We start from the raw sequence: 26,306 nt of genomic DNA, 5'->3' as shown, positions 1-26,306 counted from the left end.
CATTAATAAGGTGAAGAGGGGTGAAGAGTGGTGAAGAGTCAAACTGACTCTTCACCCTATTAAAGCTTCTGTATATCAGAAGGTTATAGTGGAATGGTGAAGGGTGAAGAGTGTTTCGCAATTTTTGTGCTGAATTTCTCTGTTGTACCTAGGAAATGGAGGAGGGGGGAGTTTTATGGAAGCAATGGGAGAATATCAGCAGTAAGGGCAATGATGTCTTCGGCTTTCACGAAGTCAGTATTGTGTTTTCTGATGATTTCTTCTATTTCTTTCTGATTGTTTGGAAACAGTTTGAGCAAAGACTTCTTGTTGCTGAAATGACTCAGCTTGTCATTCTTCAGCAGAAGATATTTGTTGTTGTTTCTGGTTTTGTAAACATCCTGTTGGGTATCTGGTTTATTGGCAGAATACTCTTGTCCTTCCATAAGGGAGAGATTGACAGACTGCGAACGGGCTTGCGATACTGTTCCATAGGCTCCTTTATAACCCACATTCACTTTGTCAAGATCCCAGTCAATCAGAAGCTTTCCCTTAGGATAACTGATTACCTGATAGAATTTGTTCTTGATTCTGCAAAAGAGATCTTGGGCAATCTTCATGCTATCTACCGACTGGGCATTCATCAGAATCATATTCTCTCCGTTTTGCTGATACATCACGCAGTGCTTGCCTGCATCATAATTCAGCGGAACTCTTACTTCCTGATTCCCGTTCATATAGATTGTTCCCTTCTGATACTCAGGATAAAGAAGCACCGTCTTGTTTTGCGCATAGCTTGCAAGACTCAAGAACGAAAAGAACAATAAGGAAAATCTTGTTTTCATTTGATTTCAGAATTAGATAAAAACAAAGTATGGGAACACTGATGTGTTCCCATACCCTATGTATTTAAATATTACTTTGCACTTCCTGCACCCCATGCTGGAGCACCCTGGTCTTGCCACAGACGTTCTGTTGCAAGAACCTCATTGTAGAGACCTGAAGTAGTGATGGTCAAGCCCTGTGCCTTGTAAGCCTCTGTCTTGATACCCTTCATGATATCAGTCTGGCTGATATTACCAGTAGGGAAGCGACGAGGAATCTTGTTGGCAGGAACCTCAGAATAGCTCTTACGTGGCAGAATTGTTGAGTTATAACTTGGATAACCAGAACGACGTGCTGTTACGAAAACCTCATTTGGATAGAGAGTGAAGTTCAGCATCTCCTGAATGTAGATCTTCTCCAATTTTTCTGCAGCTGTACCTGTGAAGGCATATTTGTCGCTTTGCATCATATTGTTAATCTCACCATCCTGCAAGTCGATAGGCTTCTCGTTCTCTCTGTCGTAACCGAAGCAGCCTGTAACGGTGCTGTAGTAAGCTACCTGGTTGTCCTTAGCCAATGTATTGTAGGTGTTGCAAGAGAGAGCAAGAGCATTGTCGTAATACTTCTTTGCCTTTGCCTCGTCATTGTTGAGCATAGCAAACTCAGCCAAGTACAAGTTGGTTTCTGCTGCACTCATATACAAACCATACCAAGGGCGATCCTTTGTGGTGAATGTATAGGTATCGTCTGGCAATGTTGCAGCCTCAACCTGAGATGCAGAAGAATAACGACGACCAATGATCATCATATTGTTAAGAGTAGAGTACACAGTATAGCCCTGTGGATTCTTGCCTTCCTTGTTGTGGAGGTACAACTCCTTGTCTGCGTTAGCATACTGTGAAGGGAAATACCATTTGTATTTACCTGTCGCATCGAGCTGTGCGTTCCAGTCCTCGGTCAAACCATAGTAGCGTACCCATGGCTCACCCATACCCTTCCACTTGACAAACTTCTTCTTGCCGTCTGCACCAGTGGTGAATTCTACGTTCTTTTCAATAAAGTCTGGAATCTCCAACCCTGCATCATAGTAGCCCTGGATAATCTTTGAGTTCCATTGATTCTTGGTGTAGAAGAAACGTACACGTGGGTCCTTGTTATCAACCATGAAGTTGATGACCGACTGAGAACCTACACAGCCAGTGAAGCCTTCGTTCCAGTGATAGATGCGGTCGTTGATATAGCCGTCATCACCAGTCAACTTGTTAACACCCTTTTTGAAAAGGATATCATCACTATTGGTGTTCATATAGCCACAAGAAGCACTTTCTACAGCAGCAGCAATCTGCTTAGCCTTGGTTGGATTCTGTGCCAAAAGGCGAACTGCAATTTTAAGCTTCAGTGAATTGGCAAATTTTGCCCACTTTGCCTTGTCACCACCGCAAACTACATCTTGCTCAGACTTGATACTTACATCGTCAGATGTGAAAGCTGCGATGCACTCATCCAATTGTGTAAGCCAGAGATCATACAGGCTTTCTACGCTGTCATATTCTGGGGTAAGAGTACCGCCGTAGGCTGCTTTACATGCTTCCTTGTAAGGAATAGCACCATACAGGTCGGTTCCGAAAAGACCCAGATAAATGCTCATGACTTGAGCACCCTTCACGTAACCAAGTTGTTTCTTCTTCTGAGATTCATCAAATGAATCGTACAGGTTCTCCATAGCGCGGAGAACACGCAGTACGTTTTGATACTGCCAAGACTGGTCACCATCCAATGTTAAGGTCAAAATGCCTTCACCAGCTCCGCTGGCAGACATACCCATTCCTGCCCACTGGTATTTCATTGGAGCATTGTAGAAGTACTCCAGATATGGTTGTGGATCGAATTTATTCACAGCCTCTGCAAACAAATAAGAGATTTCTCCCTTTGTTACGGCAGATGGATTGGTATTTGTTTCAGCGAAATCATCTCGGCAGCTGGTAGCGGTGAAAGTCAGACCAACTGCGAGTGCCGCCATTATTAACTTATTTGATTTCATAATCTTCAATTTTTATAAAATTAGAATGTTGCGCTGATTGTAAATGTATAGCTTGCTGTGTATGGGCTGACAGAACGGATCATGAACTGACCAGACTGTGTACCACGCATAGACTCTGGGTTGAAGTTGTTTGGTAATGAATTCAACAAGTAACCCAAGTTACGACCAGTCAAAACGAAGCTGAGGTTAGAAGCACCAATCTTGTTGGCGATGCTCTGAGGCATACGATAGCTCAGGGAAACCTCACGCAATGCGATGTAGTTCAGCTCATGGAACCAGTCATTGTTCTTCCATACAGCTGCACGACCCCATGAATTGTTCCAATAGTTCCATGAAGAAGCGTGCTGTGGATCAACAATTCCTCTCTTAACCAAGTCGGCATACAGCTCACCACCTTCAGCAATGGTATAATTACCTGTAGGAGTATTGATCGTTACACCGCCTGGCATGATTGCTTCAGGAATGATACCGTCATCATACTGCTTGCCATCCCAGATAGACTTATAGGTGATACCACCATGTGCAGCATCTGTTCCATTCAGTGAAGACTTTAAGTAACCGTAAGCGGTACCATAGTGAGAACCATAGATGGCAACCATACCACCGAAGCGCATATCAAGAGAAGCACTCAAAGACCAGTTCTTGTACTTCAAGGTTGTATTGACAGAACCCAGGAAGTCTGGCTGGATGCTACCTACCTCTTTCTCTACGCCTGAGCGTGAGTAGTAAACGGCATGGCGTCCGTTGTAAGAAGCTGTCTCCAGGATAGGAAGACCGGTCTTCTCATCATAGTTAGGAGTTGCGTCTGACATCAGCAAACCATACTCACCACCCACCTTGGCAACAGAACCAATACGGAAGTTACCGTATGAAGGCATACCTACCAGGCTGATGTAGTTAGCTACGTTCTCGTGCAAAGAAACAATCTTAGACTTGTTCTTGGTGTAAGTGAAGTTCAAATCCCACTCCCAATCCTTGGTCTGGATAGGTGTTGTATTCAATGCAAGCTCCACACCCTGGTTCTGAATGTTACCAGCGTTAACTACCTGGTTGCTCAAACCTGAGATGCTAGGAACCGAGATAGACATAATCTGGTTCTTGGTGTTCTCACGATAATAAGTAGCATCAATACCAATGCGGTTGTTCAGGAAACGCCAGTCGATACCAACTTCCCATGAGTTCTTACGCTCTGGCTTCAAGTTAGAATCGTATAAAGTCTCTGGTACCTGCAAACCATAAGTCTTGTCAATACCATAGATGGTGTATGCAGAGTTGATTCTGTAAGCATCTGTGTCATTACCTACCTGAGCCCATGATGCACGGATCTTGGCAAATGAAATCCAAGATGGCAACTTGCCACGGAATGTCTCGTGAATCAACCATGATCCGGAAACTGATGGATAGAAGTAAGAGAAGTTACCATGCTTATCTGTATATACCAGAGATGAAGACCAGTCGTTACGGCCTGTTACATCCAGATATACCTGATCCTTCCAACTCAATGCCAACTGACCTGCAATAGACATGATGGTCTTTTCGCCAGAGATGGTGGCAGAAGCTTCAGGAGTCTCCTTAGAGTTTCCGATGAAATACTGTCCAGGAACAATCAAGCCGCCCTTGGTTTTCATGCTGCTCTCCTGCTGGAAGTTGTGGTAGTACTCTCCACGTATGAAACCGCTGATGTTGAAGTCGCTCACAGCCTTGTTCCATGAGAAGTTTGCATTCAGGTTAGTCTGCTCCTTGGTATATTGTCCAAGTCCGTAAGCACCACCTTCGTTAGCGTAACCAGAACCCAGCTCCTTGCTTTCGCTGCGCTTGTAGTAGTAGTTGTAGTTACCTTCGGCAGAGAACTTCAACCAATTTGTCAAGTCGGCAGTAACCTTCACGTTAGGGCGTACAGAAGTTTCTTTCTGAGAATATTCATTCTCATAGATGCTCCACCATACACTACGTCCAGGTGCATTACCATATTCGTCATTATATGCTGTGCTTGCCAAGCCTCCATGAACACCCTTATAGCGTGATCTCCAATAGCGGGTATCATACATACGGCTGAATGTACCATCAATGAAGCACTCACCGAAGTTAGTCATGCCACCCTGCTTAGGATTAGAGTTGGCAAAAGTGATGCCTGCCTCAAGTTCTACCTTGTTTGTAATCTTGTGAGATGCCTTAGCCATCAAAGACAAACGGGAGAATGAGTTGTTTGGTGTAGTACCATTGGCATACTTGTATGACATAGATGTATAGAAAGAAGTCTTGTCGTTGGCACCAGATACGGCAATATTGGTATTGGTGTTGAAGGCATCATCGTATGCATCTGTAAAGTTGTTCTTATATGGTGAATAGTTCACTGTTGAATAGTCGTAGAACTCGATAGGCTGTCCATCGAATTTAGGACCCCAAGACACACCGCCACCTCCATCTGGAAATGCTACAGAGCGCTTGCCGTCTGCGTTCAGGTAGAAAGAGTCGGTATCCTGCATATTGCCAGAAGACTTAAAGTTTGCATATCCTGACATATAACCATCACCACGAACATTCTGGAAGTCTGGACCACCATATACGTGATCGATACCGAATGTCTGAGAGAAGTTAATGCCGAGACCCTTCTTGCCCTTACCACTCTTAGTAGTGATAACGACCGCACCATTCAAACCGCGGGAACCATAAAGAGCTGTAGCGGCAGCACCCTTCAAAACTGATACACTCTCGAAATCGTCTGGGTTCAAGTTCTTCAATTCATTACCCCAGTCAGTATCGTTCTGGCTCCAGTCTGCATCACCATTCTTAACGCCGTTGTCAAGGATAACACCATCAACAACATAGATAGGCTGGTTGTTGGAGCTCAAGGTAGAAGCACCACGAATCAGGATCTTGGCAGAACCGAAGAGTCCACCATCAGAACCCGAGATATCCACACCGGCAACCTTACCCTGCAAAGCTGATACAGGGTTTACCAAGTTCTTATCAAGATTTTCTCCTTTCAATTCAGTAACTGCATAACCAAGCGCCTTTGTTTCGCGCTTCATACCCAAAGCGGTTACTACAACCTCGTTGAGGCTTTTCGCATCGTCTTTCAAGGTTACATTGAGTGGCTTGCCGTTAAAGACAACTTCTTGGGTCTCATATCCAACGTAAGAGATACGGAGTACCGTACCCTTCTTGACGCCTTTGAGTTCAAAGTTTCCATCCAAGTCGGTAACAGTACCTGTAGTCGTTCCCTTCACGAGAACAGAAGCACCAATGACTGTTTCGCCAGTAGCATCCTTGACGATACCTGTACATGTCTCGTCTTGCTGTACGTTCTGTACGCTGTTCACGGCAGGAATACCTGCGTAAGCAGCACCAGCAGAACCAACCATCAAGGCGAATGCCAGATTCATTGTTTTGTTAGTTTTTGCCATAATACAAACTTTTAATGTAATGAATAACTATTTATATTTAATTGTTCTTGCTTGAGATGTTTAATTATACTCACTTACAATCTGATTTTCTTTTATTTATTATCTAGGTTGGTAAGTTCATTTAAAAATGTTTTGCAAAAATACGTAAAAAGTATTAATTGATATAGAAAAAGTTGTGAATAATCTTTAGTTTTAAGACTATTTAACCAAAAATAAGCTGTGACCGACAACAAACGGCCACTGCTTACTTGATTTAACCAAAAAGTTTGCCAATGCTGCGCAACTTTGTGCGATATCCATAGATGGCAATCACCACGAAACAGATGAATGGAAGAATGAACGATGCATTGGTAGATGGCATTCCGAATACGGTATGCATATCGATGATGGATGCCTGCAAAGGTGGCAGGACACTACCGCCCAGGATTGCCATGATGAGACCGGCTGCACCAAACTTGGCATCGTCGCCAAGACCCCTCAGGGCTATACCATAGATGGTAGGGAACATCAATGACATGCAGGCACTTACTGCTACCAGGCAGTAGAGACCCCAGATGTTGTGGAGTGCAATGACACCCACTGTGAAGCAGCCACCTGCTATCGCCAATATCATCAACAGCTGTCCTGCGTTGAAGAAGCGGAGGATGAAGGTGCAGATGAAGCGTGAACAGCAGAACAGTACCATCGCTACGATGTTGAACTTCTGCGAGGTGACCTCGGCATCAATCTCTGCCATCCCTTCCTGCATCAGGATGCGGGTACCATACTGGATGATGAAGGTCCAGCACATAATCTGTGCGCCCACATAGAAGAACTGGGTGAATACGCCTTCACGATAGTGCGGCATGCGGAAGATGCGGCGAAGGGTAGGCACGAAGTTGATCTTGTTGTCTTTCTCGCTGTTCTTCGGCATCTTGGTAAACAGGATGACGAAGAAGATGGTGAGGATGACCAGACCGATAATCAGGTATGGATTGATCAATACCGAAAGGTCATATTCCTTGATTGCCTCGAACTCGCTATCCGAGAGATTGGCGCGCCCAGTCGTATCAAGCGGGTTGAGTTTTGCCTGTATAAAGTTCATCGCCACATACATACCGAGCAGCGAACCCATCGGGTTGAACGATTGCGCCAGGTTGAGTCGGCGTGTTGCTGTCTCCTCCGTTCCCATCGACAGAATGTAAGGGTTGCTCGATGTCTCCAGGAAGGAGAGTCCGCAGGTCAGGATGAAGTAGGCGAGGAGGAATGGATAATATTCGCCCATCATCTTTGCCGGATAGAAGAGGAATGCACCGAAGGCATAGAGTCCTAATCCCAGCAGTACGCCTGCCTTGTATGAGAAGCGGCGGATGAAGATGGCGGCAGGGAAAGCCATGGCGAAGTAACCGCCGTAGAAGGCTACCTGTACCAGTGCACCATCCGTAGATGACATTCGGAAGATTTTGGAGAATGCCTTCACCATCGGATTGGTGATATCATTGGCAAATCCCCACAGTGCAAAGCACGATGTGATTAATATGAAAGGTACGAGGTAGCTCACCCCGTCTTTCATCAGGATTGATTCTTTCTTTTTTTGTTCCATATTTCAGGTTAATATTGTCTGCGTTTATGTTTGTAGGTAAATATTCGGATGGATCAGATGCTTTGTCTTACCACGGCTCTCAGCTCGTCGATATCCTTGATTTCTCCCTTGGCAAGTGCCTGGGTCAGGATGTTGCCCATACCCGTAGCCTCTATAGGACCCGCAATGACTGGAACGCCCAATGCTTCGGAGGTGAGACGGTTGAGTAACTTGTTCTGTGAACCGCCGCCGATGATGTGCATGCACTTGATTGGCTGTGGTAACATCTCGTTGAGGTGAGCGGTAGCCTCGGCATACTTGGCTGCCAGCGACTGGAGTACGCAGCGCACGATTTCTGCCTTGGTCTGAGGAACCTGCAACTGGTGGGTGGCGCAGTAGTCGATGATAGCCTGCTGCATGGATGCCGGATTCTGGAACGCAGCGTCATCCACAGGGATGATGGCATTGATGTGAGCTTCTTCTGCCAGAGGAAGGATGATGTCGAACTGCTGTTCCTCGCCATTCTCCTTCCATTCTGCCATCAGTCTCTGCATGATCCAGAGACCTGTGATGTTCTGCAGGAAGGTGATGCGGCCGCCGATGCCGCCCTCGTTGGTAAACTCTGCCTTTCGGGCTTCCTCGGTAAGGATTGGCTTTTCTATCTCAACACCCAGAAGCGACCAGGTTCCCGAACTGATGAATGCCATCGGGTATTCATCTTCTGTGGCTGGTACGGCTGCTACCGCACTGGCTGTATCATGAGAACCTACAGCGATGACATCTACTTCTCCGAGTCCGGTTTCCTCTGCGATGTCGCGGCGCAGCTTTCCTCTTACGGTGCCCGGCATCACAATCTTGCCGAAGATGTGGCGTGGAAGGCCCAGCTGGTCGATGGTTTCCCTGTCCCAGTCCTTGGTGCTGGCATTCAGCAGTTCTGATGTGGATGCGATGGTATATTCATTGTTGGCTTCGCCAGTGAGATAGTAGCTGAAGAGGTCTGGGGTGAAAAGCAGATGAGCTGCCTTCTCCAACTGTGGACTGTTGGCTTTCTTCAGACTGTATAACTGGAAGAGGGTATTGATTTCCATCACCTGCGTGCCGTTGATGGCATAATGTGCCGATGGTTCAATCTGCTTGAAAACTTCTTCCGGCATTCCCTTGGTGCGGGCATCGCGATAGCATACCGGGTTGCCCAGAAGGTTGCCGTCCTGGTCGATGAGTCCGAAATCCACTCCCCAGGTATCGATGGCGATGCCATCCACCTTGAGTCCCTTGGCTCCTGCCATCTTCAGTCCCGTCTTCATATCCTCGAAAAGGGCGAGGAAATCCCAATAGACGTGGTTGCCTAATCTTACCTGTCGGTTAGGGAAACGATGGATGAGCTCCATTTCGAGCTTGCCGTTTTCTAGTTTTCCGGCAATCACTCGTCCGCTGCCTCCACCGAAATCTATAGCTAGATAAATCATAGTTATTTAAAAATGTTTGGGTAGATAAAAGTTGTTTCGTATAAAAAGCGGTAGGAGAGTGCCCGTAGCGGGCAGCTTTCTCTCCTACCGCTTCTCTCATATAGAGGATAGAGGTTTATTGTTTCTTACCTAATACGTAAACCTCGAGATCGTCGATTTCTTCCGGTGTCAGTGTGGTGTATTTGCCGCCACTCTGAACGATGATTCTGCAAGCCATCTCAAAGAACATGGCACGTTCGAACACCTCATCGAAATTCTTGCCGCAAACTACCTGTCCGTGCTTCAGCAAGAGAGCTGAGTTGTGATCCTTCAGGGCTGCGATGACAGCTGCTGCCAATTCTGGAGAACCAGGACGATAGTAAGGAATTACAGGGATTTCCTTGCCTACGTGGCATGGTACCTCTGCGGTTACATTGAAGTCCTTGGGAGTTTCCTGCATGCAAGCCACAGCTGTTGCAAAAGGAGACTGGAAGTGGAGAACCACGTCGCAGTCAGGACGCTCACGGAGTACACCGAGGTGGAATCCGCTCTCCATAGAAGGCTTGACACCATTGAGAACTTCGCCCGTTGCTATCAGGCACTGAGATACTTTCTCCTTCTGGAGGCTAGGAACCCATGAACCTGTACCTGAGACAAGAGCCTCGTCGCCGATGCGCCAAGAGAGGTTGCCACTACTGCAAATGGTGAGGGCTGCATCGCCTACGCGGTGAGCCTGCTCCAGGAATTTCTGAATATGCTCTTCTGTAATCATTTTCTTTTTCTTTCTTTTTGAATGATATTCGTACTGATGGTGTTACACCTTATTTATATATAGGACCGTAGTTCTTGCAAGCACGGAAGTCTGCACCTTCCTTGTCCATACCGAATGCGTTCCAAGATGCAGGACGGAAGATCTTGTCGTCTTCTACGTTGTGCATGCATACTGGGATGCGGAGGATAGAGCAGAGGGTGATGAGGTCGGCACCGATATGACCGTAGCTGATAGCACCATGGTTTGCGCCCCAGTTGTTCATCACTGAATATACATCCTTGAATGGAGCCTTGTCGCAGAGACGTGGAGCGAACCAGGTAGTAGGCCATGTTGGGTCTGTACGCTTGTCGAGAACCTTGTGAATCTCAGGATCAATCTCTACAGTCCAACCTTCTGCCAACTGGAGCACAGGACCAAGACCCTTTACGTGGTTCAGACGAACCATGGTTACAGGCATACCGCCCTTGCTGAGGAAGTTGGAAGAGAAACCGCCGCCACGGAAGTAGTCACGGTTAGCTGGATACCAGGTAGTTGCCTTCAAGCACTTATCTACATCCTCCTCGGTCATCTCCCAAGGCTGCTTCATGATTGGGTTGCCCTCTGCATCTGTAGCCTGACCAGTACCGTCGAGTGTGGTAGCACCAGAGTTAATCAAGTGGATGATACCACCAGCTGCCTGACCTGTAAGTTCCTTACCGGTAACACGCTTCACAGCCTCTGGACTCCAGTAGGTACGAACGTCGCTGAAGATCTGAGCACGACCTGTCAACAGGTGGTTGAACAGCATAGCTACGCCGTTGCCTGCATCATTCTCTGTAGCGAGAATGATAGCCTCACGGATACCGTTCCAGTCGAATGAAGTATTGAGGAGAGCCTCAGGATAGTCGCCGTTAGGGTAGAAGTCTGTCCACTGACGCTGTCCCTGGAAACCACCGGCGATGGCATTGTGGCCCAATGCTTCCTCCTTGAAACCTAATTCTTTCAATCTTGGGTTACCGTGCATCAAGTCGCGCATGATGATAGTCATCTTCACGATAAACTCCCAGTCAGCATCCTTCTGCTCACGTGTCTTTGCCTTTTCATTGTTGGCGATGTCCTCACCCTCATTGCACATACAGTGCTCGCGGGTCCATGCCATAGCCTTCTCGTACTCCACAGGGTCGTAGATACCCTCAGTCATGCGGCGGATAATCTCAGTAAGGTCAACACTCTCGTTGCGCATACCGAGGTACTCCTGGAAGAAGTTAGGGTCAACGATGGAACCAGCGATACCCATGCAGGCACTACCCATAGAGAGATAAGACTTGCCGCGCATGGTAGCTACTGCCTGAGCTGCTCTGGCAAAGCGCAGAATCTTCTCTGCTACGTCAGCAGGGATAGAGTCATCCTCCAAGTCCTGTACATCATGACCATAGATACCGAAAGCTGGCAATCCCTTCTGGGCATGAGCTGCGAGAACAGCAGCCAGATAAACAGCACCTGGACGCTCTGTACCGTTGAATCCCCAAACAGCCTTTGGCCAGTGTGGATTCATATCCATAGTTTCTGCACCATAGCACCAGCAGGAAGTAACGGTGATGGTAGAGCCAACACCCTCGCGCTCAAACTTCTCAGCGCAAGCTGCACTTTCTGCTACACGACCGATGGTACTGTCAGCGATGACACACTCTACAGGAGAGCCATCGCCATTACGTAAGTTCTCTGAAATCAGTTTGGCTACAGACTTAGCCAAATTCATGGTTTTTTCCTCGAGGCTTTCTCGTACACCTCCCTGACGTCCGTCGATAGTAGGACGGATACCGATTTTAGGATAGTTACTCATAATTCTTGTTCTTTAAGTTTTTATAGTTACTATATTTTATATACATTATATTATATGTAAGCACAAAGGTAGTGATAAAAAATGAATCTTATCACTACCTTTATGCTTTTTTTATATTTGTTTTTCTTTATTTAGAATTAAACTTGAATGCCAGAGGTTCATTCTTGAGTCCGGATGGAAGGGTAACGGTTACCTGATTGCCCTTGACGGTGTACTTGACAGACTTGCCGTTCTGCAGCAGAATCAGCTTACCCTTAGGCTTGTTTTCTGTCCAGGTAATGGTCTTAGGAGTCTTCTCTCCATCTTCCAGTGCATAGATGGCGTAGAGGGTCTTGCCATTCTTGTCGGCGGTAAACCATACCTTGCCATCATTATAGTGAGCAGCATTGACGGTAGAGTAAATAGCCTGACCGTTCTTGTTGAGCCAGTTTCCTATCTGCAGGAGGTTTTTCACAACTTCCGGTTGCAGGGTTCCGTCTGCCTTCGGACCAACGCCGAGTGCGAGACATCCGCCCTTTGCCACAATTTCTGAGAGAATACCAATCACCTTGTTAGGTGACTTGAACTTAGCGTTTGGTGTCCATCCCCAGGCATGGCTCAGGGTGATGCAGCTTTCCCAAGGAATATCGAGCTGCTTGGCTGGGATACCCTGCTCTGGAGTCTGGTAGTTCTCATTCTTTCCACGAATGGTTCTATCTACACTGATCATACCCGGATTACGCTTGCGGGCATCTACAAGAATGGTATCAAGACCGATTTCATCGCCGGTAATCCATCCGCCATCGAGCCACAGGATATCGATGTTGCCATAATCAGTGGTCAGCTCGTTGAGCTGGTTCTGGGTAAACTTGCGGTAGTTCTGCCACCAGTCTGGATGCTGCTGCTTCTTGTAGTTGATGCGGCGGTTAGGGGTTGCATAATAAGGGTTCCAGAACCATTTGCAGTGCCAGTCTGGTTTGGAGAAATAACAGCCAATCATGAATCCCTTGTTGCGGTAGGCATTGAATACCTCCTTGGCGATGTTGTGGCGTGGATCCTTGCCGAAAGGTCCATGGGCGATGGAGAAGTCGGTATATTTGGTATCAAACATGCAGAAGCCATCGTGGTGCTTGGTGGTGAAGATCATATACTTCATACCTGCCTTTTTCATCACGTCAGCCCATTTGCTAGGGTCGAAGTTCACTGGGTTGAGGGAATCTTTCTGGCTCCAGTACCATGCCTTGTCCTCCTCGTAGGTTGGTTTGCGCTCACGTACAATCCAGTCTTCCGAACAAATTGACCAGGATTCTACGATGCCAGGTACGCTATAGAGTCCCCAGTGCATCAATACACCGAACTTCTGGTCCTGCCAATGCTTGAGTTTGGTTAATACTTGTGGATCTGTTGGCCAGACGTAATCTTCTGTGTTTGACTGTTGGTGAACGAAGCTCTGTGCTTCCTGTGCCTGTATCTGGGTAGTGAATCCTGCAGATAAGGCAAGGCCGAGCATCATTAATTTGAAATGTTTCATATACCTTGATAGTTAAATTGAACGGCATTATTGCCTGTTTCTTTTGCTGCATCAATCAAGTTTCCAAAGTCATCGCAGAACTCTGTCATCTGATGATAGAGCAGGTTGCTGCCTTTATCAGATAATTCTGTATCTGGCAAAGGACCGGAGTTGATGGCTACGGTGAAGATGCTGGCTGCTACACCGGCACGAACGCCCAAAGGAGCATTCTCTACCACAATGCCTTCCCAAGGCTGCAGGTTGCCAGCTTTCTGCAATCCCATCAGATAAGGATCTGGATTTGGCTTGCCTCGCTTCACATCATAAGCAGTTACGATATGCTCTTCATCGAGATATTTGCCGAAGTCATTGAGAAGTCTCTGGATGAGTGGGCGCTGACCGCTGCCCGTTACGACTCCTACCTGCATACCGGCTTCCTTGATTTTCTGCATGATTTCCTTCACACCTGGGAAAATCTCGGCGGTAGGCATGGAGTGGAAGATGTCGGTCTTTACATCATACATCTTCTGTGCTTCATCCAGCGTGATGTCGATACCCTTCTGCTTCTTCACCATCATCTGGATGGTGTCGATACCTCGGGCTCCCTCGGTGGCATAGGCATCGGCGGCAGTCATGTGGATGTCAAACTGCTTCATCGACTCCTGCCAAGCCACGGCATGGTTGGGCATACTGTTATACAATACACCATCCATATCAAAAAGAACGGCTTTAGGGTTGAATTCCCCAAAGCCGTGGTCTTTTAAGTATTTTGAAATAATTTCCTTCATCAATTACTTCTCGTTAGCCAGACGCTCCTGGATAGCCTTGCTCTCTGCCTCATAACCTGGCTTGTTGAGCAATGCGAACATATTCTTCTTGTATGCCTCAACACCTGGCTGGTTGAATGGGTTCACCTCTTCCAAGAGACCGCTGATACCGCAAGCCTTCTCGAAGAAGTAGATCAACTGACCGAGGTAGTAAGCGTTCAACTCAGGTACGTTAACCAGGATGTTAGGAACACCACCGTCAACGTGAGCCAGACGTGTACCGAGCTCAGCCATCTTGTTCACCTCGTCAACACGCTTGCCCTCAAGGAAGTTCAAACCGTCGAGGTTCTCATCATCGTGAGGGAAGAGCAACTTCTCGTTAGGAGTCTCTACGCTGATAACAGTCTCGAAGATAGAGCGCTCGCCCTGCTGAATCCACTGGCCCATAGAGTGAAGGTCGGTAGTGAAGTCGCAAGCTGCTGGGAAGATACCTTTCTGGTCCTTACCCTCGCTCTCACCATAGAGCTGCTTCCACCACTCAGCGAAGTAGTGAAGCTTAGGCTGGAAGTTGCAGACGATCTCAATCTTCTTGCCAGCCTGTGTATAGAGAGCCTGACGTGTAGCTGCATAGATAGCAGCAGGATTCTCCTCGAAAGCAACGTCCTTGCCGCAAGCCTTTTCCATGTCTGCAGCACCAGCTACGAGCTGCTTAACATCGAAACCAGCTACTGCGATAGGCAGCAGACCTACTGGAGTAAGAACAGAGAAACGGCCACCCACGTTGTCAGGGATGATGAAGCTCTTGTAACCCTCCTTGTCAGCGCAAGTACGTGCAGCACCCTTCTTGGCATCGGTTACAGCAACGATAACATCCTTAGCCTCTTCCTTGCCGCGCTGATCCTCGCACTGCTTCTTCAGAAGACGGAAAGCGAGAGCTGTCTCAGTTGTGGTACCAGACTTAGAGATATTGATGACACCAAACTTCTTGTCCTTCAGGAAAGAAGTCAACTCGAAGAGGTAATCCTCACCGATGTTGTTACCTGCGAAGAGGATAGTAGGGTTCTTCTTGTCGTTGACGAGCCATGCGAAAGAGTTGCCGAGACCTTCGATAACGGCGCGTGCACCGAGGTAGCTACCACCGATACCTGCCACAACAACGACCTCACACTTTTCGCGCAATGTGTTGGCAACAGCCTGGATTTCATTGAGGAACTCAGGAGTGATAGAAGATGGCAAATGCAACCATCCCAAGAAATCGTTACCTTCACATGTGCCGTTCTCAAGAGCTTCCTGAGCGGCCTTTACCTTAGGCTCGTAAGCCTTTACTGCACCCTCTGCGAGGAATGATGCAGCCTTTGTAATGTTTAAGCTGATACTTTTCATTTTTCCTTTTAAATATCTAAATGAATGTGTTAATGTTTCTCCTTTATCTGAACGAGTCGGTCAAGAGCTTGATTTCGATTTGCGGACTGATACGTTCGTACAATATATTATATACGGCATCGAGAATCGGCATGTTGACGTGCATGTGGCGATTGATTTCCTTCATACACTTCGTGCCGAAAAATCCCTCGGCTATCATCTCCATCTCTATCTGCGCACTTTTCACGCTATAGCCCTTGCCTATCATGGTTCCGAAGGTGCGGTTGCGGGAGAAGTTGCTGTAACCCGTTACGAGCAGGTCGCCCAGATATACCGAATCGTACATACAACGGTCGATAGGGTGGACGGCAGTGAGGAAGCGATGCATCTCCTGTACGGCGTTCGACATGAGTACCGCCTGGAAGTTGTCACCATACTTCAAACCACCACAGATACCTGCTGCAATGGCATACACGTTTTTCAGTACCGATGAGTATTCGATACCGATGACGTCGCTGGAAGTTTTGGTCTTGATATACTCACTTGCCAAACAGTCGTTGGCGAAGGCATGCGCTTTGTCTGTGTCGCTGCAACCCACGGTGAGGTAACTCAATCGCTCCAAGGCAACCTCCTCGGCATGAGAAGGACCGCCAATACATGCCAGGTTCTCGTATGGTACGTCATAAACCTGATGGAAATATTCCGAGCAGACAAGGTTCTCATCAGGCACGATACCCTTGATGGCTGTGATGATGAACTTGTCGCTGATCCGTGTCTTGAGTTTCTTGAGATGGTTCTTCAGGTAAGGCGATGGGGTAACGAATACGAGTGTATCGTAGTTCTGCACTATCTTGTTAATGTCGGAAGAGAAGAATATCTCATCCACATTGAATCGTGCTGACATCAGATAGGCTGGGTTGTGGCCCATACGCTTGAAGTCCTCGATGCGGTCATCGCGACGCATATACCAACCTATGTGATGAGTATGTCCCACCACAATCTTGGCTATTGCTGTAGCCCAGCTACCGCCGCCAATTATCGCTATTTTACCGCAATTATACACCTTATTATATAATGTTAAGTGTTAAATGTTCTCAAGTTTTTTCAAGAATTAGAGAATTGGAGAAAAGATCTGAAATTCTCTAATTCTTGAAACGGAATAAACTTGATTTTATTTGTTTGCTGCGTCAATCCAGCCCTGGATGTCGTCAACAGAAGGCTTCTCGTAGCCGAGCTTGTACTTCTTGTTGATTTCTCCAATCTTCTGCTGGAGACCCTGAGCCTTTTCTTCACGGATATCAGAGATGAGGTTGAAACCTGCCTTGCGGAGCACGTATGCCCAATCCTCTGGCACGCCAATCTCTTCCCATTCCTTGATGGTGCTCTGTGGCATCTTCTTCTCTGGCTTCATCTGTGGGAAGAACAATACCTCCTGGATGAAGGTCTTGCCGGTCATCAGCATTACCAGACGGTCGATACCGATACCGATACCTGATGTAGGAGGCATACCATACTGGAGGGCACGGAGGAAGTCCTGGTCGATGATCATTGCCTCGTCATCACCCTTATCGGCAAGCTTCATCTGGTCGATGAAACGCTCTTCCTGGTCGATTGGGTCGTTGAGCTCAGAGTATGCATTGGCAAGCTCCTTACCGTTTACCATCAACTCGAAACGCTCGGTCAAGCCTGGCTTAGAACGATGCATCTTGGTCAATGGAGACATCTCTACAGGATAGTCGGTGATGAAGGTTGGCTGGAGGAAGGTTCCCTCGCAGAACTCGCCGAAGAGCTCGTCAATCAACTTGCCCTTACCCATGGTCTCATCTACATCCATGCCCTTCTCCTTGCAGAATGCGCGGATTTCTTCCTCTGTCTTGCCGTTGCAGTCGAAACCGGTCTTCTCCTTGATGGCATCAAGGATAGGCAGACGGCGATATGGAGCCTTGAAGCTGATGATGTTGCCATCAATCTCACGCTCTGGCTTGCCGTTGACAGCGATACAGATAGTCTCGAGCAACTTCTCTGTGAATGCCATCATCCAGTTGTAGTCCTTATACTGAACATAAAGCTCCATACAGGTGAACTCTGGGTTGTGGTTACGGTCCATACCCTCATTGCGGAAGTTCTTGCCAATCTCATAGACACCCTCGAAACCACCTACGATGAGGCGCTTCAGATAAAGCTCGGTAGCGATACGCATGTACATATCCTGGTCGAGTGCGTTGAAGTGGGTGATGAATGGGCGGGCAGAAGCACCACCGGCAATGCTCTGCAGGGTAGGAGTCTCTACCTCTGTATAGCCAGCGTTGTCGAGTACACTGCGCAGGGTGCGGAGTACGGTAGCACGCTGCAGGAAGGTTTCCTTCACACCATCGTTTACGATGAGGTCAACATAGCGCTGACGGTAACGCAACTCAGGATCGTCGAACTTGTCGTAAGCTACACCATCCTTGTACTTCACGATTGGAAGTGGCTTCAAGCTCTTGGAGAGCAGGCACAACTCCTTGGCGTGAACAGAAATCTCGCCAGTCTGTGTACGGAAAACGAAACCCTTTACGCCGATGAAGTCACCGATGTCGAGGAGCTTCTTGAATACAGTATTATAAAGGTCCTTGTTCTCGTCTGGACAAATCTCGTCGCGGGCGATATAGACCTGGATTCTTCCCTTTGAGTCCTGCAACTCAGCGAAGCTTGCTTTACCCATTACGCGGCGACCCATCATACGGCCAGCGATAACTACCTGGCGTGGCTCGTCCTCGTCCTTGAACTCAGCCTTGATATCAGTGCTGAATGCATTGGTTGGAAACTCTGCTGCTGGATATGGATCGATGCCCATCTCGCGCAATGTCTGAAGACTCTGTCTGCGAACGATCTCCTGTTCGCTTAACTCTAAAATGTTCATATTATATTCAGATATATCTTTATATTTTCTTATTTTGGTGCAAAAATACAAATAATTTTCCGAACTTGCACCCTATTTTTATGCTTTTTAATACAATAAGGTGATTTATCTATGCAAAAATTGCACGAGCCTATAGTTTGATGAAGATTTTCTTGTGATACATCCAGACTCCCATCACGGCGTGGATGGCTACAAAGAAGAGGGCGTAGGTGAGCGATGCCACATAATCATCGGTGATGAGGCTGTGAATGCCGGCAAAGATATCTGCCTTGATGCCGAAGCTGCCGAAGAGGATGGCGAGCGCCTCGCTCATCACATAGAGAAAGAGTGGGTTCATGCCAAAGGCGAGCAATCCCCGGGTCAGGATGTTGTCTTTCCGTGGCTTCTTCTGGCTGTCGCCTGTCGCAACAGAATCGGTAGCAGCACCTCTGCCGTCGATAAACTGTACCAGGATGCCCAATATCCAGGATGCGAATCCGCAGGTTACGAATACGTAGCTGGGACTCCAGATGCGCTTGTTGATTCCGAAACCTATCAGGGAGAGTCCGAATCCCAGGGCTACCATCACAAGACCTGCCACCTTCAATACCTTGATCTTGGATTCTACAGTCTGTCCCGCAATGGAGATGTATTTGCAGCAGAGGAATCCTATCATCGTATGGGCGATGGCTGGAATCGTGCTCAGTAGTCCTTCAGGATCTACCGGACTTCTATGATAGAGATGGTCGATGCCGAAGATGCTTCTATCTACCTGTGCCAGAATGTTGATGGAGGCATCGTATGCATAACCGTTGCCAAATACCAGGATTCCCATATAGATGACAATCAGTCCGATGATGGTATGGATGAAGTAACGGTGGTTCAGGGTGATGGCAAGCATAGCCACTACTCCGTAGCAGAGGGCGATGCGCTGCAGGACAGCCCAGATTCTGAGGTGGGCAAAGTCTAGCCCACCTCCGTTGCATATCATGTCAAACCAGTTGATGCCCAGACCGATGAGAAAGAGCAGGACGGTTCGCTTGGCAATCTTTCTGTAGATGGCGGCAGAAGGCTTGAACTCAGTCTTCTTCAGGGATAGAAAGGTGGACATTCCCATCATGAAGAGGAAGAAGGGAAAGACCAGATCGCATGGGGTGAGTCCATTCCACTTGCTATGCTCCAGGAAACTGTAGTTATGCTCCCCGCCATTGTTTACTAATATCATAAGGGCTACGGTGAGTCCTCGCATCACGTCGAGTGATTTTAATCTGTTCATATATTATCTGATGGATATCATGAATTACTTGATGAAATGAATGACTTCTTTGGCTATGTCTGCAGGATTTCCCTCTGGCTTCGATGAGTATGGGTTCTTCTGCAGGGTCCAAGGCTCCTCCAGCGCATACCAGTCGATTTTCGGAGCACTAGGCAATGCCAGTTGGAAGAGTTCTGCGGATGTCTTGCCGGCATTCTTACCACTGCCCAAAGCCTCGTAATCGATGTTCGTGCAAGCCGCCATCTGGTCGGCGAGGGCTTTCATATAGGTACTCCAGCGCTTGTAGTAGAAGTCCTTCAGCAATCCTTGCCATTCCTTATGTCCATAATCTCGCAAGCCGCCATCATCGGCACAGATACGGTTGCCCCAGGTGGTAATCTGTACGCGGGCATTCCATTCATAGAGGTCTTTCTCTGCTGCGGTCTTACCCAGGTTGCGTGCTTCTTCTATCCAGTGTCCCAGACGGAATTCCGGACGGGTGGCGAGCAGCTTGTCCTGCAGCAGAATCATCTTCAGGAAACTGTCGGCATCCTTGTCAAACTCCTTTCGGGAGAATGATTGATAGTCGGCGATGGTCTTCCAGTACTGTTTGCGTCCCTGGTCGGCGAGAGCCTGGCGGCAGATATCTACCAGGTCGTACTCATAGTTGTTGTTGCCACGGTATTTGTCTGCAACACTGGCAAAGAGGATGGCTGCCTGTCGGGTATCCTCCGGGTCGTAATAGTTGCGCATCTTCGACCAGCTGGAAACCTGGAAGTTGTTGAGCGAAGGACGACCGCAGAAGATGCTCTCGTGAGTACCCTGCTGGTTGTTGCCCACCGGACAGTTGTAGATACTCTGTGCCAGGAGCGCCCATGCCTTCTCGATGGTTGCATCGTGCACCCCGTAGCGGGCATAGCAGTATTCCTTGAGCCAGTCTTCCTTGGTAGTCTTCTCGGCACGCCAAGGCAGTTCGCTCATCAGCTCAAACATCACCGGGTTGTTTTCCGAACCTTCCATCGTGAAGCCCCAACCCTTAAGCGTTTCACTATTATGATTGCTTTCTCCCTTTTTTCCTGTTGCCAGATAGAAGTTGTTCAGCAGCTGGTCCATTCTTCCATGCAGACCCACATTGCCTCCGAAGTTCTCAAGCATACAGAAGAGCCACTGGTGCTTGCCGTAACCGCCATCCCGCTTCAGAATGCTAGGACCACCAAACATCGGACGGCATTCTGAAAAGAGGTCGAGTACCAGGATGTCGCCAACCTTTAAGTCTTCAATCATCTGAGGGCGAGGGTTCTCGTTCCATCCCTGTACCACCCAGACCGCCTTTGGGTTGGCACGCTTCATCGCACTCATCAGCGCCTGTCCAGCCTTGGCATAATCCACGGCAGCATCATCTCCACTCTCATGGAAAGGATCCATCGAGTAGAAATCAGATTTTCCGTAGAGCTTGGTCAGTTCCTTATAATATAGGTCGGCGATTTCTGTAAATCTGCTGTCGGTAGGAGAGAGGTTGGCAGGACGCTGGTAACCGTTCCACTTGCCGGCATCCGTCACGTTCAGTCCCAGTCTCTTTTTGGCATCGTGAGGCACCATTCCGCAATAGCCCGGTAAGACTGGTTTCATGCCCATCTCCTTCATTCTGGCAAGAATCTTCTTCTGCAGGGTTTCCTGCTGCTTGTACCAGTTTTGCGGCAACGGACCACCCCAACCTTCCAGGTTGTTCATCTCCCACCAGGCAAGAAAGGCTGGTCCGGCGATGAACTTGCCCACTTCTTCCTCAGAATAACCGAGTTTCAGGAGCATATTGCGCCATACGCATTCCGTGCCCACGGCAGCCAGTGGCATATTGATGCCATGCAATGCCATCCAGTCTATTTCTTTCTGCCATCGATTCCAATCCCAGAAAGCCATCGTATAAGAAAAGGTGCAGTAGTTGAAGTCGTAACGAAGCTTGAGGTCGGTTTCATGGCGCTCTTTCTGTTTCACGGCAGGAAGAACGTTTGGTAATTTTTGGTTCATATTGTTCCAGGTGATGTGGATGCCGGCATGGTGTTTCAGATACCAGTTGATGCCCACGGCAATATTGACCCAAGAGTTGCCTCGGATGATGATAGGATTGTTTTTGCCGGCAGGTTCAGGCGCAGTGGTGTTCTTGCCATTTCCTGCCTGGTCTATCTCGAAGAAATCCTTGTCTGATTTTACAAGAATGGTCTTGAACTTGGCAGCAGCCCCCTTGTCGATTCGATTCAGAAGATCGTCTGCCGGATTAGCGTATGCTCCCAGAGTAACGGTGCATAATAGTCCTAGAAGTAATTTTTTCATAAAATTGTTTGTTGTTGTTTCAATATGCTGCAAAGATAGTGGAAAAAGCCGATAATGCCAAGCAAAAAGTGCTTAAAAGATTAAAAAAGACTTATTTATTTTGTTTTGTCTTTAATTTGCATTACTTTTGCAGGAAAATGAGGTGAGGAGTGAGCTGGACATCCATTTGCTCTTATCCCCCTAAACAACCAACTTTAAATTTTGATAAGGATGAACATAGATGAAGTAATTAAAAGAATAAGTAAGACCGATGGACTTTCTAAAACCCTCGGCATGCATTTTATCTCAACTCCTGAGCCTGATACGCTTCGGGCTACGATGAAAGTGGATGAGCGTAACCGCCAACCTTTCGGATTCTTGAGTGGAGGTGCCTCTCTGGCTCTTGCCGAGAATGTAGCAGGCATTGGCTCCCTGGCTTTGTGCCCGGGACAGATTGCTGTGGGCATCAATGTGAGTGGTACTCATGTACAGGCTGTGAGTGAAGGTGATACGGTTACGGCATACGCCAAACTGGTACACAAGGGCAGAACCTTGCACACTTGGGAGGTAGCCATCAAGAATACAGCCGGTGAGTTGATCTGTACCGTGCAGGTAACCAACTATGTGTTTACTCCAAAAAAGAAAGACTCAAAGAAAGAAGAATCTAAAAAGACAGAAGAATAAGGTATGACAGCATTTGCATATTATCGTTTGCCTTATCTGCATCATGCTCATTATGCCGTGCAGCATGAGGGTGAGCCGGAAGTGCTCTCCTCTGTGGCGGAACTGAATGGCAAGGAGGGCTTTGTGATAGCTCCTTTCTCGCCGTCCGGCGATTGTCCTGTGCTGCTCATTCATCCGGATGAAAGCAAACTTTTGCCCATCTCTGACGCAAAAGTGATTTCAACATCTGATTCTACTCAGGCAGAAAACGCTTCTGATCGTGATGCCTATGCCGAAGATTTTGAATGCTTTCATCAGGAATTGGAGAAAGGTACTTTCAGAAAGATTGTGTTGGCAAGAAAGGCAACTGTGCGAACTGCTGATAAGGATTTCGAAAGTCTCTTCATGAAGGCATGCCGGATGTATCCCCGTCTCTTCGTCTCCCTGGTTTATACCCCGCAGTCGGGAATGTGGCTGATGGCTACTCCTGAGATTCTGCTCAAGGGAGAACAGGGAAATATGAGTACGATGTCGCTGGCGGGTACCCAGAAGGCGGAACCGTCCCGCACTGTTGCCGATTATCCGGTGGAGGGTGTGGAATGGTCGCATAAGAATCAGGAGGAGCAACAGTATGTCACGGATTATATCGAAGATTGCATCAAGGCTTTTGCTGACGATTATCAGCTCAAGGGACCTTATACCACGATGGCGGCAAATCTCTATCATCTCCGTACGGATATCAGTTTCCGTCTGCGGGATGAAGGTAGGTTGGGAGATGTGATAGATGCACTCTATCCTACGCCTGCAGTCTGTGGTATCCCGAAGGAGGAAGCCCGCCGGTTTATCCTGCAGCATGAGCACCAGCCCCGCAAATACTATAGTGGTTTTGTGGGACCTGTCTCTCCGCATGGTAAGACCCATCTCTTCGTTTCCCTTCGCTGCATGAACATCCTGCCGGATGGAGCCTGTGAACTCTATGCTGGTGGCGGATTGCTCAAGGAGAGCGAGATGGAAAAGGAATGGAAAGAGACTGAAGCTAAGATGCAGACCATCAGACGGGTATTGCTTTAGCTGAGAGGGTCAATTCATCAGACGTGTTTTTCTTTGATTAATTATAAAATCTTAATTATAAGTAAGTTCTCGTGTTTAGTAATATCGATAATGTCAATATCCTGACGGGTGTTCTCGCATCTCATGGTGTGAGAAGAGTGGTGGTTTGTCCAGGAAGTCGTAATGCGCCCATCGTACATAATTTTAATGAGATGGAAGGCATTACCTGCTATCCTGTCACCGATGAACGCAGTGCAGGATTTGTGGCTATGGGCATTGCCTTGGGTAATCCGTCACCATGTCCCGATCCGGTAGCGGTATGCGTTACTTCCGGTTCTGCATTGCTCAATCTCTATCCGGCAGTCTGCGAGGCTTTTTATCAGAAACTGCCTATCATCGTGATTTCGGCTGATAGACCTGAAGCTTGGATCGGACAGCAGGATGGACAGACCCTGCCACAAGCCAATGTCTTTGGGACGATGGTCAACAGGAGTGTGAATCTTCCGATTATATCCAATGAGGAGCAGGCATGGTATTGCGAACGGTTGGTGCACGAAGCGGTTATCGACTGTGTGCATCGCAAGATAGGTCCGGTACACATCAATATCCAGCTTTCTGAACCGCTTTATCAGTTTACGGTAGATAAGCTTCCGAAAACTCATTGGGTGGATTACGTGAAGACCAATCTCTTTGGCGGCAGTTTCCATTACGGTGATATGCTTGATTTCCTGAATGCCAGGAAACCGATGATTGTGGTAGGGCAGGATTACCCATGCAGTCAGCTTTACGGCATCAAGCAGATAGATTCATGGGCAGTCACGCTTATCGAACCGACGGCTCTGGGCACATCAAGTGAAGATCCTGCATGCCGGGAATTCTCCAGCGGCCTCCTGGTTACTAATTTCGATGAAGTGCTGAATAAGATGGGGTATGACGAGGATTATATGCCCGATTTTATTCTCTATGTAGGAGGCACTTTGGTGAGCAAGCGTCTGAAAAAGTTTCTTCGCCTTGCCGTAAAGAAGGGGGCGAAGGTATGGCGGGCAAGCACCGATGGTGATTACATCGATACCTTTATGCGTATTGACCGCATCTTCCCATGTGATACCACACAGTTGGCAGATGCCATGACTTCTTATGATCAGGTTTATCGGGATGAAGTGGATGCGTATAAGGAACGTTGGGAGAAAGCACTGTGGGCGGCTAAACGTCATGCTTTCGATTATGAACCGTCCTTCAGCAGTATGGCAGCTGTGAAGGCTTTCCAGGCGGAATATCTGGCTCATTCACTGGATGATACTCGTGAGTGCCGTCTTTTTTATGGCAATAGCATGGCTATTCGTCTGGCTTGCATCTATGCCCGCCAGTATGTGCATTGCAATCGGGGTGTGAATGGTATCGAGGGATCGCTATCTACGGCAGCTGGCTTGTCTATCTATCTTTCGGAGTATCATCATCCGGATGCCAAGAGCCAGCAGAAGGTATTCTGCGTATTGGGCGACCTGAGTTTCTTCTACGATCAGAATGCTCTCTGGAATCAGAATCTCAATGGCAGTCTTCGCATCTTGTTGCTGAATAATGGTGGTGGAGCTATCTTTGCCAAGTTCAAGGGATTGAAGGAGAGTGCTGCGCGCGAGAAACTAGTGATGGCAGCGCATTGCACCTCGGCTTATCACATTTGTCTGGCACAGAATGTGGCTTATCAGAATGCTGATGATATGAAGTCGTTGCATGAGGGGCTCGATTGGCTCATCCATACCGAGTCTGACAGACCGATGCTTCTGGAGGTTCTAACGGATATAGAAACTGATAATCAGGTAATAGAAAAATATTATAATAGTTTTCAAATATGAGAGAATGGAAAAAGATAGAAGGTTTTGATTTCAAGGAAATCATCTTCGAGGAGTATAATCACATTGCTAAGATTACAATCAATCGTGAGCGTTATCGCAATGCCTTCACTCCATTGACCACCTGGGAGATGGCGCAGGCTTTCAACTACTGTCGTGACTGTCTGGATATCCGTGTGGTTATCCTGACGGGTGCTGGCGACAAGGCTTTCTGTGCCGGTGGTGATATGCATGTGAAGGGCAGGGGTGGATATGTAGGCAACGATGGTGTGCCTCGTCTCAACGTGCTCGATGTGCAGATGCAGATTCGCCGCTTGCCTAAGCCTGTTATCGCCATGGTGAATGGTTATGCCATCGGTGGCGGTCATGTGCTCCATGTGATGTGCGACCTGACCATCGCATCTGAGAATGCCATCTTCGGACAGACCGGTCCTAAGGTGGGAAGCTTTGATGCCGGTTTCGGTTCTTCTTATCTGGCACGAATGGTAGGTCAGAAGAAGGCTCGTGAAATCTGGTTCCTCTGCAAGCAGTATTCTGCAAAAGAGGCAGAGGAGATGGGAATGGTAAACAAGGTGGTTCCTCTCGATCAGTTGGAGGATACCTGTGTAGAGTGGGCTGAAATCATGATGGAGCGTTCTCCTTTGGCTCTCCGTATGATCAAGGCTGGATTGAATGCCGAGTTGGATGGTCAGGCTGGTATCCAGGAGTTGGCTGGCGATGCCACCATGCTCTATTATACCATGGATGAGGCACAGGAAGGTGGCAAGGCATTCCTGGAGAAGCGCAAGCCTCGCTTCGAGGATTATCCTCAGTTCCCATAATAAAAAAGA

At 47.8% G+C, this 26,306-nt stretch carries 18 protein-coding genes; 4 read left to right on the top strand and 14 right to left on the bottom strand.

Annotation, left to right across the window (positions count from 1 at the left end; genetic code table 11):
• Window positions 1-173: 173 nt before the first annotated feature.
• The 14 genes from CFT61_RS15455 to CFT61_RS15390 all read right to left on the bottom strand — a co-directional run bounded on the left by CFT61_RS15455 (window position 174) and on the right by CFT61_RS15390 (window position 21,934).
• Window positions 174-824: a hypothetical protein gene (locus tag CFT61_RS15455; protein ID WP_142990659.1), complete on the bottom strand. Its 651-nt coding sequence runs from the start codon at window positions 822-824 to the stop codon at window positions 174-176.
• 71 nt (window positions 825-895) lie between these two features.
• A complete protein-coding gene (locus tag CFT61_RS15450; RefSeq protein WP_089545294.1) occupies window positions 896-2,845 on the bottom strand; it encodes a SusD/RagB family nutrient-binding outer membrane lipoprotein in 1,950 nt (649 codons plus the stop codon).
• Between the two features lie 20 nt (window positions 2,846-2,865).
• Entirely contained in the window at window positions 2,866-6,252 is a 3,387-nt protein-coding gene (locus CFT61_RS15445) for a SusC/RagA family TonB-linked outer membrane protein (protein ID WP_089545293.1), read from the bottom strand.
• 253 nt (window positions 6,253-6,505) lie between these two features.
• A complete protein-coding gene (fucP, locus tag CFT61_RS15440; RefSeq protein ID WP_089545292.1) occupies window positions 6,506-7,834 on the bottom strand; it encodes an L-fucose:H+ symporter permease in 1,329 nt (442 codons plus the stop codon).
• Window positions 7,835-7,887: 53 nt separating this feature from the next.
• Complete coding sequence (locus tag CFT61_RS15435) at window positions 7,888-9,279, bottom strand: rhamnulokinase (RefSeq protein ID WP_089545291.1); 1,392 nt, start codon at window positions 9,277-9,279, stop codon at window positions 7,888-7,890.
• Between the two features lie 115 nt (window positions 9,280-9,394).
• Window positions 9,395-10,030, bottom strand: a complete 636-nt coding sequence (locus CFT61_RS15430) for a class II aldolase/adducin family protein (protein ID WP_089545290.1) — start codon at window positions 10,028-10,030, stop codon at window positions 9,395-9,397.
• A 49-nt stretch (window positions 10,031-10,079) separates the two neighbouring features.
• Complete coding sequence (gene fucI, locus CFT61_RS15425; RefSeq protein WP_089545289.1) at window positions 10,080-11,852, bottom strand: L-fucose isomerase; 1,773 nt, start codon at window positions 11,850-11,852, stop codon at window positions 10,080-10,082.
• 127 nt (window positions 11,853-11,979) lie between these two features.
• Complete coding sequence (locus CFT61_RS15420; RefSeq protein ID WP_089545288.1) at window positions 11,980-13,362, bottom strand: alpha-L-fucosidase; 1,383 nt, start codon at window positions 13,360-13,362, stop codon at window positions 11,980-11,982.
• Complete coding sequence (locus CFT61_RS15415; RefSeq protein ID WP_089545287.1) at window positions 13,359-14,129, bottom strand: HAD family hydrolase; 771 nt, start codon at window positions 14,127-14,129, stop codon at window positions 13,359-13,361. Before CFT61_RS15415 ends, CFT61_RS15420 begins: the two co-directional genes overlap by 4 nt.
• 3 nt (window positions 14,130-14,132) lie before the next feature.
• A complete protein-coding gene (locus CFT61_RS15410; protein ID WP_089545286.1) occupies window positions 14,133-15,491 on the bottom strand; it encodes a glucose-6-phosphate isomerase in 1,359 nt (452 codons plus the stop codon).
• A 43-nt stretch (window positions 15,492-15,534) separates the two neighbouring features.
• A complete protein-coding gene (locus CFT61_RS15405; RefSeq protein ID WP_089545285.1) occupies window positions 15,535-16,533 on the bottom strand; it encodes an NAD(P)H-dependent glycerol-3-phosphate dehydrogenase in 999 nt (332 codons plus the stop codon).
• 108 nt (window positions 16,534-16,641) lie between these two features.
• Window positions 16,642-18,372, bottom strand: a complete 1,731-nt coding sequence (gene lysS / locus CFT61_RS15400) for a lysine--tRNA ligase (RefSeq protein WP_089545284.1) — start codon at window positions 18,370-18,372, stop codon at window positions 16,642-16,644.
• A 130-nt stretch (window positions 18,373-18,502) separates the two neighbouring features.
• Window positions 18,503-19,627 carry an acyltransferase family protein gene (locus tag CFT61_RS15395; RefSeq protein ID WP_089545283.1) on the bottom strand — a complete coding sequence of 375 codons (1,125 nt, stop codon included), beginning with the start codon at window positions 19,625-19,627 and terminating at the stop codon, window positions 18,503-18,505.
• A gap of 24 nt (window positions 19,628-19,651) precedes the next feature.
• A complete protein-coding gene (locus CFT61_RS15390) occupies window positions 19,652-21,934 on the bottom strand; it encodes an alpha-N-acetylglucosaminidase (RefSeq protein ID WP_089545282.1) in 2,283 nt (760 codons plus the stop codon).
• Between the two features lie 210 nt (window positions 21,935-22,144).
• Here CFT61_RS15390 and CFT61_RS15385 point away from each other — a divergent pair, with 210 nt between their 5' ends.
• The 4 genes from CFT61_RS15385 (at window position 22,145) to menB (ending at window position 26,297) form a co-directional block, all read left to right on the top strand.
• The gene (locus CFT61_RS15385; protein WP_089545281.1) at window positions 22,145-22,597 is read left to right on the top strand and encodes a PaaI family thioesterase; all 453 of its coding nucleotides are present in this window, start codon (window positions 22,145-22,147) and stop codon (window positions 22,595-22,597) included.
• A gap of 3 nt (window positions 22,598-22,600) precedes the next feature.
• On the top strand, window positions 22,601-23,647 hold the full coding sequence (locus CFT61_RS15380; RefSeq protein ID WP_089545280.1) for an isochorismate synthase: 1,047 nt from the start codon (window positions 22,601-22,603) through the stop codon (window positions 23,645-23,647).
• A gap of 71 nt (window positions 23,648-23,718) precedes the next feature.
• The gene (gene menD, locus CFT61_RS15375) at window positions 23,719-25,479 is read left to right on the top strand and encodes a 2-succinyl-5-enolpyruvyl-6-hydroxy-3-cyclohexene-1-carboxylic-acid synthase (RefSeq protein ID WP_089545279.1); all 1,761 of its coding nucleotides are present in this window, start codon (window positions 23,719-23,721) and stop codon (window positions 25,477-25,479) included.
• Window positions 25,476-26,297 carry a 1,4-dihydroxy-2-naphthoyl-CoA synthase gene (gene menB / locus CFT61_RS15370; protein ID WP_089545278.1) on the top strand — a complete coding sequence of 274 codons (822 nt, stop codon included), beginning with the start codon at window positions 25,476-25,478 and terminating at the stop codon, window positions 26,295-26,297. Before menD ends, menB begins: the two co-directional genes overlap by 4 nt.
• Window positions 26,298-26,306: the final 9 nt, after the last annotated feature.

Origin of the sequence: Segatella copri (assembly GCF_002224675.1) — a bacterium.
Classification (GTDB): domain Bacteria; phylum Bacteroidota; class Bacteroidia; order Bacteroidales; family Bacteroidaceae; genus Prevotella; species Prevotella copri_U.
This window is presented reverse-complemented; position numbering and strand designations above follow the sequence as displayed.

Coding starts and splice junctions, on each gene's coding strand:
- CFT61_RS15455 (WP_142990659.1), bottom strand. CDS start 824: ATGAAAACAAGATTTTCCTTATTGTTCTTTTCGTTCTTGAGTCTTGCA.
- CFT61_RS15450 (WP_089545294.1), bottom strand. CDS start 2,845: ATGAAATCAAATAAGTTAATAATGGCGGCACTCGCAGTTGGTCTGACT.
- CFT61_RS15445 (WP_089545293.1), bottom strand. CDS start 6,252: ATGGCAAAAACTAACAAAACAATGAATCTGGCATTCGCCTTGATGGTT.
- fucP (WP_089545292.1), bottom strand. CDS start 7,834: ATGGAACAAAAAAAGAAAGAATCAATCCTGATGAAAGACGGGGTGAGC.
- CFT61_RS15435 (WP_089545291.1), bottom strand. CDS start 9,279: ATGATTTATCTAGCTATAGATTTCGGTGGAGGCAGCGGACGAGTGATT.
- CFT61_RS15430 (WP_089545290.1), bottom strand. CDS start 10,030: ATGATTACAGAAGAGCATATTCAGAAATTCCTGGAGCAGGCTCACCGC.
- fucI (WP_089545289.1), bottom strand. CDS start 11,852: ATGAGTAACTATCCTAAAATCGGTATCCGTCCTACTATCGACGGACGT.
- CFT61_RS15420 (WP_089545288.1), bottom strand. CDS start 13,362: ATGAAACATTTCAAATTAATGATGCTCGGCCTTGCCTTATCTGCAGGA.
- CFT61_RS15415 (WP_089545287.1), bottom strand. CDS start 14,129: ATGAAGGAAATTATTTCAAAATACTTAAAAGACCACGGCTTTGGGGAA.
- CFT61_RS15410 (WP_089545286.1), bottom strand. CDS start 15,491: ATGAAAAGTATCAGCTTAAACATTACAAAGGCTGCATCATTCCTCGCA.
- lysS (WP_089545284.1), bottom strand. CDS start 18,372: ATGAACATTTTAGAGTTAAGCGAACAGGAGATCGTTCGCAGACAGAGT.
- CFT61_RS15395 (WP_089545283.1), bottom strand. CDS start 19,627: ATGAACAGATTAAAATCACTCGACGTGATGCGAGGACTCACCGTAGCC.
- CFT61_RS15390 (WP_089545282.1), bottom strand. CDS start 21,934: ATGAAAAAATTACTTCTAGGACTATTATGCACCGTTACTCTGGGAGCA.
- CFT61_RS15385 (WP_089545281.1), top strand. CDS start 22,145: ATGAACATAGATGAAGTAATTAAAAGAATAAGTAAGACCGATGGACTT.
- CFT61_RS15380 (WP_089545280.1), top strand. CDS start 22,601: ATGACAGCATTTGCATATTATCGTTTGCCTTATCTGCATCATGCTCAT.
- menB (WP_089545278.1), top strand. CDS start 25,476: ATGAGAGAATGGAAAAAGATAGAAGGTTTTGATTTCAAGGAAATCATC.